This window comes from Streptomyces sp. NBC_01092, assembly GCF_045039535.1.
Classification (GTDB): domain Bacteria; phylum Actinomycetota; class Actinomycetes; order Streptomycetales; family Streptomycetaceae; genus Streptomyces.
In genome coordinates, this window is the sequence record NZ_CP108659.1 from 8221136 (window position 1) to 8236039 (window position 14904).

Annotated in this window: 14 protein-coding genes and 1 pseudogene; 11 read left to right on the plus strand and 4 right to left on the minus strand. The window is 71.1% G+C overall.

What is annotated here, in order from left to right:
• The first annotated feature begins 93 nt into the window (after positions 1-93).
• Complete coding sequence (locus tag OG254_RS37250) at positions 94-1008, plus strand: LysR family transcriptional regulator (protein WP_405590845.1); 915 nt, start codon at positions 94-96, stop codon at positions 1006-1008.
• Positions 1009-1069: 61 nt separating this feature from the next.
• On the opposite strand, the gene OG254_RS37255 is transcribed toward OG254_RS37250, so the two are convergent.
• Entirely contained in the window at positions 1070-1933 is an 864-nt protein-coding gene (locus tag OG254_RS37255) for a phosphotransferase enzyme family protein (RefSeq protein WP_405590848.1), read from the minus strand.
• Positions 1934-2101: 168 nt separating this feature from the next.
• On the opposite strand from OG254_RS37255, the gene OG254_RS37260 reads away from it, so the two are divergent.
• From OG254_RS37260 to OG254_RS37280, 5 genes and pseudogenes are all read left to right on the plus strand, one after another.
• Entirely contained in the window at positions 2102-3037 is a 936-nt protein-coding gene (locus tag OG254_RS37260; protein WP_405590851.1) for a carbohydrate ABC transporter permease, read from the plus strand.
• Positions 3034-3867 (plus strand): carbohydrate ABC transporter permease, encoded by an 834-nt coding sequence (locus tag OG254_RS37265; RefSeq protein ID WP_351186190.1) that lies wholly within the window; start codon positions 3034-3036, stop codon positions 3865-3867. The genes OG254_RS37260 and OG254_RS37265 overlap by 4 nt, the downstream gene beginning before the upstream one ends.
• Entirely contained in the window at positions 3867-5150 is a 1284-nt protein-coding gene (locus tag OG254_RS37270; protein WP_405590854.1) for an ABC transporter substrate-binding protein, read from the plus strand. The genes OG254_RS37265 and OG254_RS37270 overlap by 1 nt, the downstream gene beginning before the upstream one ends.
• 298 nt (positions 5151-5448) lie before the next feature.
• Positions 5449-6228 carry an ErmE/ErmH/ErmO/ErmR family 23S rRNA (adenine(2058)-N(6))-methyltransferase gene (gene erm, locus OG254_RS37275; RefSeq protein ID WP_405590857.1) on the plus strand — a complete coding sequence of 260 codons (780 nt, stop codon included), beginning with the start codon at positions 5449-5451 and terminating at the stop codon, positions 6226-6228.
• Positions 6229-6232: 4 nt separating this feature from the next.
• A pseudogene (locus tag OG254_RS37280) lies at positions 6233-7475 on the plus strand (glycosyltransferase).
• Between the two features lie 67 nt (positions 7476-7542).
• On the opposite strand, the gene OG254_RS37285 reads toward OG254_RS37280, so the two are convergent.
• A complete protein-coding gene (locus OG254_RS37285) occupies positions 7543-8493 on the minus strand; it encodes a zinc metalloprotease (protein ID WP_405590860.1) in 951 nt (316 codons plus the stop codon).
• Positions 8494-8694: 201 nt separating this feature from the next.
• Here OG254_RS37285 and OG254_RS37290 point away from each other — a divergent pair, with 201 nt between their 5' ends.
• On the plus strand, positions 8695-9015 hold the full coding sequence (locus OG254_RS37290) for a hypothetical protein (RefSeq protein ID WP_405590863.1): 321 nt from the start codon (positions 8695-8697) through the stop codon (positions 9013-9015).
• Between the two features lie 67 nt (positions 9016-9082).
• Here OG254_RS37290 and OG254_RS37295 read toward each other — a convergent pair whose 3' ends face one another.
• On the minus strand, positions 9083-11350 hold the full coding sequence (locus OG254_RS37295; RefSeq protein ID WP_405590866.1) for an MMPL family transporter: 2268 nt from the start codon (positions 11348-11350) through the stop codon (positions 9083-9085).
• 344 nt (positions 11351-11694) lie between these two features.
• Here OG254_RS37295 and OG254_RS37300 point away from each other — a divergent pair, with 344 nt between their 5' ends.
• From OG254_RS37300 to OG254_RS37315, 4 genes are all read left to right on the plus strand, one after another.
• Positions 11695-12243, plus strand: a complete 549-nt coding sequence (locus tag OG254_RS37300) for a DUF1697 domain-containing protein (protein ID WP_405590869.1) — start codon at positions 11695-11697, stop codon at positions 12241-12243.
• Entirely contained in the window at positions 12236-12610 is a 375-nt protein-coding gene (locus tag OG254_RS37305; protein ID WP_405590872.1) for a DUF4440 domain-containing protein, read from the plus strand. Before OG254_RS37300 ends, OG254_RS37305 begins: the two co-directional genes overlap by 8 nt.
• A 2-nt stretch (positions 12611-12612) precedes the next feature.
• The gene (locus OG254_RS37310; RefSeq protein WP_405590875.1) at positions 12613-13629 is read left to right on the plus strand and encodes a ketopantoate reductase family protein; all 1017 of its coding nucleotides are present in this window, start codon (positions 12613-12615) and stop codon (positions 13627-13629) included.
• Between the two features lie 182 nt (positions 13630-13811).
• Positions 13812-14102 carry a hypothetical protein gene (locus tag OG254_RS37315; RefSeq protein ID WP_351186174.1) on the plus strand — a complete coding sequence of 97 codons (291 nt, stop codon included), beginning with the start codon at positions 13812-13814 and terminating at the stop codon, positions 14100-14102.
• Between the two features lie 57 nt (positions 14103-14159).
• On the opposite strand, the gene OG254_RS37320 is transcribed toward OG254_RS37315, so the two are convergent.
• A complete protein-coding gene (locus OG254_RS37320; protein ID WP_405590877.1) occupies positions 14160-14900 on the minus strand; it encodes a sirohydrochlorin chelatase in 741 nt (246 codons plus the stop codon).
• Between the last annotated feature and the right edge of the window lie 4 nt (positions 14901-14904).

The window sequence follows — 14904 nt, forward strand, 5'->3', positions numbered from 1 at the left end:
TGCCCACGGTGCACCAGGTGTGTCCTTGAAGCCCAGTACCACTTTCTAAAACGATCATTTAGCAGACCTACATCGTCGCCCTACACTGGGGCGATGGACGAACGGCAGCTGCGGATCCTGCGGGAGCTGGGCGAACTGGGCAGTGTCACGGCGGTCGCCGAGGCACTGCTGGTGACGCCGTCGGCGATCTCCCAGCAGCTACGGCTGCTCCAGCGGGCGATCCCGGTGCCGCTCACCGAGCGGCAGGGGCGGCGCCTCGTGCTCACCGACGCCGGGCAGGCGCTGGCGGGCGCGGCCGTCGAGGTGGAGACGGCGCTCGCGCGGGCGCGGCACACCGTCGAGGACTTCGTCGGGCAGTCGGACGGGGACGTGTCCGTGGCGGCGTTCCACAGCGCGGGCACCGCGTTCTTCCCGCTGCTGGTGCGCGCACTGGCCGGACCGGGCAAGCCGGTGCCGCGGCTCGCCGACGAGGACGTGCCGCAGGAGGACTTCCCCCGGCTCACCCGGGAGTACGACATCGTCCTCGCCCACCGCCTCGACCACGCCCCGCCCTGGCCGGACACGGTGGCCGCGACGACGCTGCTGCGTGAGCCGCTGGACGTGGCCATGCCCGCCGGCCACCCGCTGGCCGCCAAGCGCCGGGTCACTCCGCGCGACCTGGCGGACGAGCCGTGGATCACGGTGCACGACGGCTTCCCGGTCCTGGCGGTCATCGAAGCGATCGCCGCCGCGGCCGGGCGGCGCCTCCAACTGGCCCATCGCATCAACGAGTTCGCGGTGGTCGCCGAGGTGGTCGCGGCCGGCGGCGGCATCGCCCTGATGCCACGCTGGACGATGCGACCGCATCCCGCACTGGCCCTGAGACCCCTGAGCGGCGTCCAGGCGAGACGCCACATCGACGCCCTCTACCGCCCCGAACGCACGGCGCGCACAGCGGTCCGCACCGTCCTGACCGAACTGCGCCGAGCCGCCCGCGGCATCCAGTACGCGGAGCATCCAGAGCGGTGAAGGCGACGGCGAAGAGACGCGCTGAAGCCCTCGATTCCCGGCTCGGCGGGCGGTCGGGCGCTCAGAACGAATGCCACCGCACCGTCTCGTCCCCGTCTCGCAACGACGCCACCCGCCGCTGGAACTCCACCAACGCCTTCGGGTTGCTCGACGCGTGCTGGGCCACCCACGCACAACTCGCCGTCTCCCGCGCACCGCGCAGCGCCGAACAGCCCTCCCACTCCCGCACGTCCCAGCCATAGGTCTCGACAAACGACTCGTAGGCCGCCGCAGCCAACCCGTACCGGTCCCGCGAGAGAGCCATCACCACCAGATCGTGCTCGCGCAGATCGAAGGCGAAGGTCTCCAGGTCGACCAGCGCCGGCCCGTCCGCCCCCACATGCACATTGCGCGGCAGCGCGTCCCCATGGATCGGCCCCGGCGTCACATGAGGCGTCAACCCCGCCGCGGCGGCGGCGAAACCGTCCCGCCGCTCCCGCAGATACGCCGCGTCCGCCGGATCGATCGCGTCCCCCGCCAGTCGCAGCCACCGCTCCACCCCACCCAGCAACTCCCGCGGCGGCAGATCGAACGAGGGCGTGGGCAGGGCGTGCACCACCCGTAGCAGTTCGGCCAAATCCCGTGGCTCGGCGGGCCGTACCGGATCCGGCAGCCGGTGCCACACGGTCACCGGATGACCCTCCACCAGACGCGCCTTCGGCTCGGCCGCGCGCACCGCCGGCACGCCCGCCTCTTCCAGCCACACCGCGATGTCGAGCTCGCGCCGCGCCCGGTCGAGGAGTTCGGCGTCACGGGCCACCTTGACGACCAGGTCACCGGCGGCGAACACCGCGTTCTCCCCCAGGGCGAGCAGTCGGGCGTCCCGCGCCGGAACGGACAGTACGTCCGCCGCGGCCAGTACGTCCCGCGCCCGTGCCTCGTCCATCGTCCGCCTCCGTGGGGTCGCCTGCTCCAGGGACGGCGTCGGATTCCCGCCATCCGCGCCCAGTCTCGCATTTCCACAGGTCGGACCGCGTGCGCGCGGCCTTGACGGGGTACGGCGCCTTCACGACCATGACGGGGCCCACCCGAGCCGCGCAAAGGGGCTGATTCCGTGACATTGGTGACCGAGGCGGAGAGGCCGGTGAGACGCGCGCCGGGCGGCAAGGGGCGACGGCGCGTCATGGACCACGGCGCCTGGTTCCTCGTACTGCCCGCACTGATCCCCATCCTCGTCCTGAGCGTCGGTCCGCTGCTCTACGGCATCCTGCTCTCCTTCACCGACGCCCAGTCCGGACGGACCCAGCCCACCCAGTGGATCGGCGCGCTCAACTTCCGGGATCTGCTGCACGACACGCTGTTCTGGGAGTCGTTCCGGATCGGTCTGGTCTGGGCGGTCGGCGTCACCGTCCCGCAGTTCCTGCTGGCGCTCGGCCTCGCCCTCCTCCTCAACGAGGACCTGCGACTGCGCTGGCTGGCCCGCGCCCTCGCGATCGTCCCGTGGGCCATGCCCGAGGTCGTCGTCGGCGTCATGTGGCGGCTGGTCTACAACCCCGACGCGGGCATCCTCAACGAGACCCTGCGCGACCTGGGCCTCGGCGACGGCCGCGACTGGCTCAGCGGACTCGGCACCGCCCTGCCCGCCGTCATCGTCGTCGGCATCTGGGCGGGCATGCCGACCACGACGGTCGCCCTGCTCGCCGGCCTCCAGAACACCCCGCGCGAGTTGCACGAGGCGGCGGCCGTGGACGGCGCCGGCGCCTGGCGCCGCTTCCGCACGGTCACCTGGCCCGCCCTGCGGCCCGTCGCCCTCTCCATCACGGCGCTCAACCTCATCTGGAACTTCAACTCCTTCGCCCTGGTCTACGTGCTCACCAGCGGCGGCCCCGGCGGCCGCACCCGCCTGCCCATGCTCTTCGCCTACGAAGAGGCCTTCCGCTACGGGCAGTTCGGGTACGCGGCGGCGATGGGATGCGTGATGGTCGCGGTGATCTCGATCCTCCTCGCCCTGTTCCTGGTCGGCCGACTCAGGGGAGGCGACGAGGCATGAGGACCAGCCGAACCGCCCGCGCCGGACAGTACGTCGCCCTGCTCGCCTATCTCCTCTTCCTCGCCTTCCCCTTCCTCTGGCTGATCTCCACCGCCTTCAAACCCCCGCGCGAGCTGGGCAGTCTGCACCCCACCTGGATCCCGAAGGACCCCACCCTCGCCAACTTCCGCCAGGCCTTCGACGAACAGCCCCTGCTGCACGCCGCGCTCAACTCCCTGATCGCCGCGCTCGGCGCCGCTCTCGTCGCCGTACTGCTCGCGACCCCGATGGCGTACGTCATGGCCCGCCACCGCACCCCGCTCGCCCGGGCGGCGACCGGCTGGGTGGTCGTCAGCCAGGCGTTCCCGCTGGTGCTGGTGATCATCCCGCTGTTCCTGGTGCTGAAGAACCTCGGGCTGATCAACTCGATGCCGGGGCTGATCATGGTGTACGTGGTGTGGGCGCTGCCGTTCGCGCTCTGGATGCTCGTCGGGTACGTCCGCGCGGTGCCGCCGGAGCTGGAGGAGGCGGCGGCGGTCGACGGGGCCGGGCGCCTCAGGACCCTGGTCTCGGTGACCGCGCCGCTGCTGGCACCGGGGATCGTGGCGACGGCGATGTTCGCGTTCGTCACGGCGTGGAACGAGTTCTTCTTCGCGCTGGTGCTGCTGAAGACCCCGGAGAAGCAGACCCTGCCGGTCGTCCTCACGCACTTCATCGGCGCGGAGGGCGTGGCCGACCTCGGCCCGCTGGCCGCCGCCGCGTTCCTCGCGACGCTGCCCTCGCTGGTCGTGTTCGCGCTCATCCAGCGACGGATCACGGGCGGCATGCTCACCGGGGCGGTGAAGAACTGATGCGCGGGAGAGTGCTGCCCGGCTGCCTGGCCCTGGTGCTGCTGCTCGCCGGATGCAGCGGCGACGACGGCGACGGCGCAGGCGGCCGGATCACCCTGCGCTTCCAGTCCCTGGCCTGGCAGGAGGAGTCCGTCCAGGTCAACAAGGAGCTGGTGGAGGAGTGGAACGCAGCCCATCCGGACGTCAACGTCGAGTATGTCCAGGGCAGTTGGGACGGCGTTCACGACCAGCTGCTGACCTCCTTCGAGGGCGGTGAGGCGCCGGACATCATCCACGACGCCTCGGACGACCTCGCGGACTTCGCGTACGGCGGCTATCTCGCCGATCTGACCGACCTGCTGCCCGAGCGGCTCAAGTCCGACATCCCGCAGCGCAGTTGGGACACGGCGACCTTCGGGGACGGGATCTACGGCGTGCCGTTCCTCCAGGAGCCGCGGGTGCTGGTCGCCAACGCGAAGTGGCTGAAGGACGCCGGCGTACGCATCCCCACCCCCGAACGGCCGTGGAGCTGGGCCGAGTTCCGGACGATCACCGAACAGCTGGGCGGGGACGGCAAGTACGGCGTCGCCTGGCCGCTCAAGGAGCCCGTCTCCGCCACCCTCAACCTCTCGCTGTCGTCCGGCGGACAGCTCTTCCACCGGGGCCCCGACGGCAAGGTGACCGTCCGCTTCGAGGCGGCCGACCAGGTCATGCCACGCACCGTCCACGACCAGGTCAATGCGGAACGCAGCGCCTCGCCCACGACTCTGGGCAGCGGCGGCTCGGACACCCTGCCCGGCTTCTTCGGCGGCAGGTACGCGATGGTCCCGCTCGGCTTCTCGTACCGCCAGCAGATCGTGCAGCAGGCCCCGAAGGGCTTCGACTGGCAGGTGCTGCCCGCCCCGGCCGGCGCCGACGGGCTCAGCCAGGGGGTCAGCCCGCAGACCCTGTCCATCGCCGAGGACAGCCCGCACCAGCGGGAGGCGGCCGAGTTCATCGACTTCCTGCTGCGCCCCGACAACATGGTGCGGCTGGCCCTGGGCGACTGGATGCTGCCCACCGGGACCGAGGCCCTGAAGGACCCCGCCCTGCACACCACCGAGCACGACTGGGCCACCGGCACCGCCCTCGCCGCCCATCTGCGCTCGGCGCCCGCCCAGTCGGTGCGGGGCTACCCGGAGTGGAAGGACAAGATCGCCACGCCCGCCTTCCAGGAGTACTACAGCGGGGCCATCGGCCTCGCCGAGCTGCGCGCGCGGCTGGAGGAGGACGGGAACCTCGTACTGGCCCGCTACCAGCGCTGACGCCGGGCCGCCCTAATTCGGTTGTCCGCGTCACCCGGCCCCGCCTAACGTGCCGTCCGTGGCAGCGAACAACGCGATCTTCTCCTCCGGTCACGGCCGGGGCTGCGCGCACTCCCCACGGATGCGCCGCGGCCCCGGAGCCCTGACCGGCCCGGGGAGTCACGCGCGCTGATCCACCGCGGACCCGCTCATCCGTCTTCGAGCCTCCGCCTCCAGCTCCGTCTTCCTTCCTCCTGTCTTCCGGTCAGGGCCTTCGTCTGCCCTTTTCCCTCTCCACGGAAGACAAGGACCGCAGGCCATGGCCCGCCCCACCCGCGTATCCCGCGCGCTCTCCCAGAACTTCCTCGCCGACCGCGCCGCCGCCGGACGGCTCGCCCGGCTCGCCGTACCGCACGGACGCGAGGCACCCCTCTGGCTCGAAGTCGGCTCCGGGAAGGGCGCGTTGACCGAACTGCTCGCCCCGCGCTGCCGGCGCCTGCTCGCCTACGAGATCGACCCACGGCTCGTCCCCGCCCTGCGCTCGCGCTTCTCGGACACCCCCCGAGTCCGTGTCGTGGGCGAGGACTTCCTCACCGCACGGCCCCCACGCACGCCGTTCTGCGTCGCGGGAAACGTGCCCTTCTCCCGCACCGCCGCCATCGTCGAGTGGTGCCTTCGGGCGCCCGCCCTCACGGACGCCACGCTCCTCACCCAGCTCGAGTACGCCCGCAAACGCGCGGGCGACTACGGCAGTTGGAGCCGGCTGACGATCCTGACCTGGCCCCGCCACGAGTGGCGGCTGGTCGGCCGGGTCGGGCGGCAGAGCTTCCGGCCGGTGCCGCGCGTGGACGCCGGGATCGTACGGATCTCACGGCGCCGCACGCCTCTGCTCGACGCCCGCGCAGGGGACAGCTGGCGGCGCCTGGTCGAGCTCGGCTTCTCCGGCATCGGCGGCTCGCTGCGGGCGTCGCTGTGCCGGGCGCATCCGAGGCGGCGGGTCGACGCGGCGTTCCGCGCGGCCGGCCTCGACGCGAGGGTTCTCGTCGGCGAGGTGCCGCCGGGGGCGTGGCTGAGGCTGCACGAGGTGCTGGCGCGATGAAAGCATGTTGCACGAGACGTATCGTCTCGGTTAGTGTCGGAGTCATGACCAGTCCCGCTCACATCGCCATGTTCTCCATCGCCGCCCACGGCCACGTGAATCCCAGCCTCGAAGTGATCCGCGAGCTCGTGGCGCGCGGGCACCGGGTCACCTACGCGATCCCGCCGGCCTTCGCCGAGAAGGTCGCCGGCAGTGGCGCCGAGCCGAAGCTGTGGAACTCCACGCTGCCCGGGCCCGACGCCGACCCGGAGGCCTGGGGGAGCACCCTGCTGGACAACGTCGAGCCGTTCCTGGCCGACGCGATCCAGGCCCTGCCGCAGCTGATCGAGGCGTACGAGGGGGACGAGCCGGATCTCGTCCTGCACGACATCACCTCGTACCCCGCCCGCGTCCTGGCCCACCGCTGGGGCGTGCCCGCGATCTCGCTCTCGCCGAACCTCGTGGCCTGGGAGGGCTACGAGGAGGAGGTCGCCGAGCCGATGTGGGCGGAGCCGAAGAAGACCGAGCGCGGGCAGGCGTACTACCGGCGCTTCGGGACCTGGCTGGAGGAGAACGGCATCACCCAGCACCCCGACCCCTTCGCCGGCCGGCCCGACCGCTCGCTCGTCCTCATCCCGCGGGCCCTTCAGCCGAGCGCCGACCGCGTCGACGAGAAGGCGTACACGTTCGTCGGCGCCTGCCAGGGCGACCGCACCGCCGAGGGCGACTGGCAGCGTCCGGAGGGCGCCGAGAAGGTCGCACTGGTCTCTCTCGGATCGAGCTTCACCAAGCAGCCCGCCTTCTACCGGGAGTGCGTGCGCGCCTTCGCCGGCCTGCCGGGCTGGCACCTGGTGCTCCAGGTCGGCCGGCACGTCGACCCCGCCGAGCTCGGCGACATCCCGCCGAACGTCGAAGTGCACACCTGGGTCCCGCAGTTGGCGATCCTGAAGCAGGCCGACCTGTTCGTCACCCACGCGGGCGCCGGCGGCAGCCAGGAGGGCCTGGCCACGGCCACCCCGATGATCGCCGTACCGCAGGCCGTGGACCAGTTCGGCAACGCCGACATGCTCCAGTCCCTCGGCGTCGCCCGCCACATCCCCACGGAGGAGGCCACCGCCGAGGTCCTGCGCGATGCCGCCCTCACCCTCGCGGACGATCCGGAGGTCGCCCGGCGCTTGAAGGCGATCCAGGCCGAGATGGCCGAGGAGGGCGGCACTGAGCGGGCCGCAGATCTCATCGAGGCCGAACTGCTCGCTCTGCGCGGCTAGTCCCGGGCCGTCGTCGTGATGGCCGTCCCACTTCAGGGGCGGCCATCACATCGGCAGCGGAGGTCCGTCACACCGTGACGGCCTGTTGGCTGAGGGTCCGGCGCGCGTTGTCGAGAGTGGCGTCCATCCGGGCGGCCTGGCCCTTGGTGAACATGAACATCGCGGCATCGTCGGTGTAGTCCATGTAGTTCATGAACATGTCGCCGTTCGGGGCGTTGCCGCACGTCGTACTGGGGAAGTTCGGTGAACCGAGGTTCGGCCCGGCCTGGTTGGGCGTGTCCGCCACGAAGTCGCTGCCGCTGCACCCCTCGTCGTCGTCACCCCAGATGTGGCGCAGATTGAGCCAGTGGCCGATCTCGTGCACGGCCGTGCGGCCGCCGTGGAACGGCGCGGTGGCGGTGCCGCGGGTGCCGAATGCGGTGTGCGTGATGACGACGCCGTCCGTGGATGCGGCGCCACCCGGGAACTGGGCGTACCCCAGCAGCCCGCGGCGCAGCCGGCAGACCCAGACGTTCAGGTAGACGTCCGCGGGCCAGGCGTCACGCCCTCCGCTCAGGCTGAACTTGACCAGATCGTCCGTGTCCCAGTCCGCGTTCGAGGTCTGGGACCGAGTGATGCCGTTCGTGGTTCGGCCCAGCGGATCGGTCCGGGCGAGATGGAACTGGATGCGTACGTCGGCCACCAGGTCCCGCCACACCGGCGGCACCTGGTTGACGTCGGGGTTGGCCGCCCGGAAGTCCTGGTTGAGGACGTCGATCTGACTGAGGATCTGGGCGTCGTCGATGTTCTGCTCGGGGGTGTTGTGCACCACGTGCACGACGACGGGAACGTCGATGACGCCCTGCCGGGCGGCCTCCCGCCGCTTCGTCTCGTAGCTGAAGGCGGTGTTCTCGATCAGGGCACGGTTGTCGGCGTATTCGGGATTCACGGTGAGGAGTCGGCGGTGCACTTCCATGGCGCCGCACCAGCGGCTGTAGTCGGCGGAAGTGGCGCGGAGATAGGACTGCGCATCGGACATGTTTGCGTCCCTAGAAAGGTGTTGGACTTGCCGCGCGCACGGCTGCGGAACTGCGCGTCGGACACGCGCGGCGGGGCCGGGCGACGCCGGTCAGCATGCTCGGTTGCCCGCTCCCCCTGTACCCATACACTGATAATCCTAGGCATTGATGGAGAAGACCGGCAATTTATGCGGCATGGAAGTGAGCGAGGTGGCCGGGTCATGCGAGAGCCCCCTCCGGGTCTGTTCCGGTCCTGGATCCACTCCTACGAGGAGGATCACGGTGACGTGCGGGTCTACCGGCCCGACGACTACCCGTTCCCGCCGGCCCGCGGACGCCGCGGCATGGAGTTCGCACCCGACGGCGGGTTCGTCGACCATCCCCTGGGACGCGGCGACGCTCCCGCCGCCGTACCCGGTCGCTGGCAGCTGGCTGCGGACGGTCATGTCCTGTTGACCTTTGAAGGAGCGCGCCCGGAGCGGGAGTTGGAGATTGTGCGCTGCGACGAGGCCGTGCTGGAAGTGCGTCGCCTCACGGACTGAAGGTGCGCACGTTGAGGGCCCGTTGACTCCCCCGGAGTCAACGGGCCCTCGGCCATGGCGGGTCGGGTCAGACCGGTACGCGCTCGCCCTCGTCGTCCCGGGCCCTGTCACGCGTCACGGCCTCGGGGGCCTCGTCGTGGGTCAGGTCGGGCAGGCGGTTCAGCCACTTCGGCAGGTACCAGTTGCGCTCGCCCAGCAGCGCCATGACCGCCGGGAGCAGCACGCCCCGGATGATCGTCGCGTCGATGAGGACCGCGGCCGCGAGGCCCACGCCCATCTGCTTCATGGACTGCATGGACAGCGTGCCGAAGATCGCGAACACGGCGACCATGATGACCGCGGCGCTGGTGACGACGCCGGCCGTGGTGACCACGCCGTGCTGGATCGCGTCCTTCGTGCTGCGGCCCCGCATGCGTGCCTCGCGGATCCGGGAGACCACGAACACGTGGTAGTCCATCGACAGGCCGAACAGGATCACGAAGAGGAACAGCGGCAGCCAGGTGATGATGGCGCCGACGCCCTCCGCGCCCACCAGGGACGCGCCCCAGCCGTGCTGGAAGACGGCGACGAGGATGCCGTACGCCGCGCCCACCGACAGCAGGTTCAGCACGATCGACGTGATCGCGATCGTCAGCGAGCGGAAGGACAGCAGCATCAGGCCGAAGGCGAAGACCACGACGAAGGCGAAGACCGGGATGACCGCTCCGGCCAGCTGGTCGTTGAAGTCCTTCGAGCCGGCGACCTGCCCGGTGATCGGCGCCTCGACTCCGTCCACCTTGCCGAGCGTGGCCGGGCGTACGTCGTTGCGCAGCTTGTCCAGGCTCGTGCCCGCCTTGTCGAGGTCGGAGCCGCCGACCAGCGGGACGTACACGAAGGCGACGTTCTGCTGGTCGTGCAGTTTGATCTCGACCGGGCCGCGCGAGGCACCCGAACTGATCGCCCGCTCACGGAAGTCGGCAAGCGCGGACTTCACCTCGGGAGCGTTGATGTCGTTCGCCTTGACGACCACCTCGGCCGGCTCGGAGCCGCCCGGGAAGGCCTCGTTGACCCGGTTGTACGTCTGCACGATCGGCAGCGAGTCGCCGAACTCCTGGTCCAGCGTGAGGTTCTGCGTCTTCATGCCGACCGCCGGAGCCGCGATGGCCAGCAGTGCACCGGCGGCGACCACCACCGAGATGACCGGCCGGGCGAGGACGCCCTTCAGTACGGCCGTCCAGAACCGGCTTTCGCGGTTGCCCTGGCCCCGGTTGCGACGCAGCTTGCTGTCCGGGTGCAGGAAGGGGATCTTGCCCTTCTCGACCCGCTCGCCCAGCAGCGACAGCAGTGCCGGCAGGACCGTCACCGACCCGACCATGGCGACCGCCACGACCATCAGCGAGGCCAGACCCATCGCCTCGAACTCGGCGAGCCCGGTGAACAGCATGCCCGCCATCGCCACGCACACCGTGACGCCGGAGACGATGATCGCCCGGCCGCTGGTGGCGGCGGCCACCTGGAGCGCGGTCTGCGCGTCCCGGCCGGCCTGGCGCTCCTCGCGCTCACGGCGCAGATAGAACAGGCAGTAGTCGACACCGACGGCGAGACCGACCAGCAGCATCACGGAGTTCGCGGTTTCGCTCATCGGCATCACATGGCTGACGATGCCCATCAGGCCCATCGTCGCCATGATCGCGGTGACCGCCAGCAGCACCGGCAGCAGGGCCGCCACCAGCGCGCCGAAGGCGATGAGCAGAATGCCGAGGGCCACGGGCACCGCGGAGTACTCGGCCTTCTGGAAGTCGTCCCCGAACGCGTCGTCGAACGTCTTCATCATGCTCGCGCCGCCGATCTCCTCGATCCGCAGCGACTGATGGTCCTTCTGGACGTCCTCGACCGCCTTCAGCACCGGCTCGACGCGCTCGCCCGCGGTGTCGGAGGCACCGCGTATGTCGAACTGCACCAGCGCGCTGCGGCCGTCCTTGGAGATCGTCTGTGTGTCGTACGGCGACGTCACGTCCGTGACCTTGCCGGTGCCCTCGACCGCCCCGACGACCGCGGTGACGGCGGCCCGGAACTCGCTGTCGGTGGCCTTCAGCGCACCGTCCTTCGCCTGGATCAGGACGGTCTCACTGGCCGGCTCCTCGATGCCGGCGTCCTCGATGATCTTGGCGGCGGTGTGCGTCTCACCCTTCAGCTGGTCGCTGTCCTTGACGTCGACCCGGCCGGCCGCCGAACCGAGCCCCATCGCCAGGACGACGAACAGCACCCAGATGCCGACGGCAGCCCATCGGTGGCGGGCGCTCCAGCCGCCGGCGCGGGCGGCGAGTCCCCGCACCCGCGTTTTTCCGTTCCCCATGATGGGCTTGCCCCCTTGTCTTGAGGTGGCGGCCCCCTGCCGCCACCTTTCGTTTCGAAGGTATGGGCCGGATAAAGCCATCTCGTCGTGCTGCCCGGTGATGTCCGGCGGCCGGAAATCATCCGCTCGAACCCCGGGCTCTCCCCACTGGGGAGGATGGGGGTCCCTTACATCTATCCGATCGGGTCGGGGGAGCGGATCAGGGGGAACGATGGGGCGGAACAGGCGGAAGAGGTTGTGCTTCATGCTGACCGGTAAGTAACTTACGGGGTCCGGCCATCGTGCCCACCCCCACGGGGCACGACGGCCGGACCCAGCCGGTCACAGCGCCATAGGGTGGCCGGATGACGACGACGTATGCGGCGCTGCTGCGCGGGATCAACGTGGGCGGCAGCAGAAAAGTCCCGATGGCCGAGCTGCGCACCCTGATGACCGGCCTCGGTCACGACGGCGTACGCACCTATCTCCAGAGCGGCCAGGCGGTCTTCGCCTCCGACCACGGCGACGAGGAATCGCTGGCCGCCGAGCTCGCGGCGGCGATCGAGAAGCACTTCGGCTTCTCCGTGGACGTGATCGTGCGCGACCACGCCTACCTCGCCGCGATCGCCGCCAACTGCCCCTTCTCCGCAGCCGAGTTGGAGCCCAAGCAGCTCCATGTCACCTACTTCTCCGCCCCGGTCGACGCCGAGCGCTTCGCGGAGATCGACCAGGCCGCCTTCCTCCCGGAGGAGTTCCGCCTCGGCGACCGCGCGCTGTACCTGTACGCCCCGAACGGCCTGGGCCGCTCCAAGCTCGCCGAAATGCTGTCGCGCCCCCGCCTCAACAAGGGTTTGATCGCCACGAGCCGTAACTGGAACACCGTCGTGAAGCTTGTGGAGATGACAGGTGACTGAACACGATTCCGCTGTACGGGCCGCCATCGAGGGCGAGCTGAGGCTGCTCGACCCCGAGGTCCGCCGCTCGCCCGCACTGCTCGGGGCGCTGCTGCACCCCGAGTTCCACGAGTTCGGTTCGTCGGGACGGCGCTGGGACCGGGAGTCGACCCTGGCCCGCCTGCCCGCGGACACCGACCCGGTGGACCGGTACGTCGTCACCTCCGGAATCGAGGGCGTCCGGCTCGCCCCGGACGTCGTCCACCTCACCTTCGACACGGTGTACAACGGCGGTCACGCACACCGCAGTTCCCTCTGGCGGCGGACGGACGACGGCTGGCAGATGTACTTCCATCAGGGGACACCGTTCAGCGCCGAGGAGGACTGACCGTGCGCTACATCATCGTCGGGGCCGGAGCCGTCGGCGGCGTCATCGGCGGACGGCTCGCGGGCTCGGGACACGAGGTCGTCCTCGTCGCCCGGGGCGCGCACCGCGAGGCCCTACGGGACCACGGGCTGCGGCTCAGGGTGCCGGAGGGCGAGCTGACCCACCGGCTGCCCGTCGTCGACGGACCGGCCGCGCTCGGGGAACTGCGCCCCGACGACGTCCTCATCCTCGCCGTGAAGACACAGGACAGCGTGGCCGCGCTGCGGACCTGGGGTCCGGTCCCGGTCAGGGGCGGCGGTACGGCCGCCGAGAGGCTGCCGCTGTTCTGCGCGCAGAACGGCGTCGAGGGCCAGCGGCTCGCCCTGCGCCTGTTCCGCCGGGTCCACGGCGTCTGCGTCTGGCTGCCGTCGACGTACGTCGAACCCGGCGTCGTCTCCGCGGCCGGCAGCCCCCTCACCGGCATCCTGCACCTCGGCCGCCACCCGCACGGCACCGACGAGACCACCCGCCTCGTGGCCGCCGACCTGGCGAAGTCGCACTTCGAGGCGCCGGTCGTGGCGGACGTCGCGCGCTGGCAGTACGCCAAGCTGCTGTCCAACCTCGGCAACGCCCTGGAGGCGGTGACCGGGCCGGTCGACAGCGAGGAGGCGGCGGCGCTGCTGCGGCAGGTGCGGGCCGAGGGCGCGGCCGTGCTGGACGCCGCCGGGATCGCGTACGCGAGCACCGAGGAACAGCAGAGGGTACGGGGCGACAAGGTCACCCTCGTCCCCCTCGACGGCGCCCCGCGCGGCGGCGGCTCCTCCTGGCAGTCCCTCACCCGCGGCACCGGCACCATCGAGGCCGACTATCTCAACGGCGAGATCGCCCTGCTGGGCCGTCTGCACGGCGTACCGACCCCGCTGAACGAACTGTTCCAGCACCTCGCCAACACCTTCGCGCGCGAGCGGCGGGCCCCGGGATCGATGCCGGTGGGGGAGCTGGTGCGGCTGGCCGACGAGGCGGTCGTCAACACACGCTGATCATCTGACCGCGGCTCGGTCCAACCACGGGACAAACGGCTGCCGTTGTCCCTAGGGTGATCCGCGGCAGGACGGCGGGAAGGGCAGGTCACCGCGGTGGGCGGTGCGCCTGAACCCGTCCGACCAGGGGCGGCGGCACGCCGCCCGTGCGCTCGGCCGTGCAAGCCACAGGAGGCGGGACAGTGAGCAGCTACAACATGCGCGACTACGACGGCACGGCCCACGACGGGTCCGACCCCGCCGCGGTGCTGCGTCTCGCCGAGCGGCTCGTCGAGCGGCTGCGCATAGAGAAGCCGGCGCTCGTCCCGCAGGGGGAGATCATCGTGAACGAGCTGCTGTACGCCGCGCAGGACGGCCTGCCCGCCAACCGCGGCCGGATCCGCTTCGCCCTGGAGGCGATCGGCATCGGCGTCCCGGCCGGGGGCGGCTGCCTGATCCTGGTGCAGGAGATCGGCCGCGTACTGGACGTGTGAGGGCTGACGCAAGGCGCCGCGCACAGGCGCCCGCGGGCTGCCCCGGGTGTCAGGCGCTCAGGCGCCGACCGCCGTCAACACCGGTACCCGCGCCGCCTCGTACCGATCCAGCAGGACCCGCGCCACCTCGGGCGCGGCCCCGAGCACGTCCGCCAGGACGTCCGCCTCGGCCGCGCCCCGGGCGATGCGGTCCGGGAGGAAGCCGGGCGCCAGGACGTACGGCGCCACGGCCACCCGCTCGCAGCCGAGTGCGCGCAGCTCACTGACCGCGTCCTCGGTGCGAGGAAGAGATGCGGAGGCGAACGCAGGCCGCACGGCGCACCAACCGGTGTGCCGCCACTCCCGCGCGATTTCTGCGATCACTGCGATCGCCTCCGGGTCGGTGGACCCCGCCGAGGCCAGCACGACCCCGGTCGAGGACTTGTCGGCGGGCGTCAGCCCCGCCTCGTACAGGCGCCGCTCCAGGGCCGACAGCAGCAGCGGCGACGGGCCGAGGACCTCCGCCTGCCGGATCCGCAGCTGCGGCGGCGCGTCCTTCAGGACCGCCGGGATGTCGGCCTTCGCGTGGAAGGCGCGGGTCAGGAGCAACGGCAGCGCCACGACGTCCCGCACGCCCTGAGCCGCCAGCGACTCCAGCACGCCCTGCACGGACGGGATGTTGAAGTCCAGGAAGCCGGTCTCCACCCGTACGTCCGGGCGCAGCGACCGAACCCGCCGTACGAGGGCGTGCACGGTCGCGGCGTGCCGCGGGTCGCGGCTGCCGTGGGCGATGACGAGGAGAACCGGCTTCATGGACATCGGG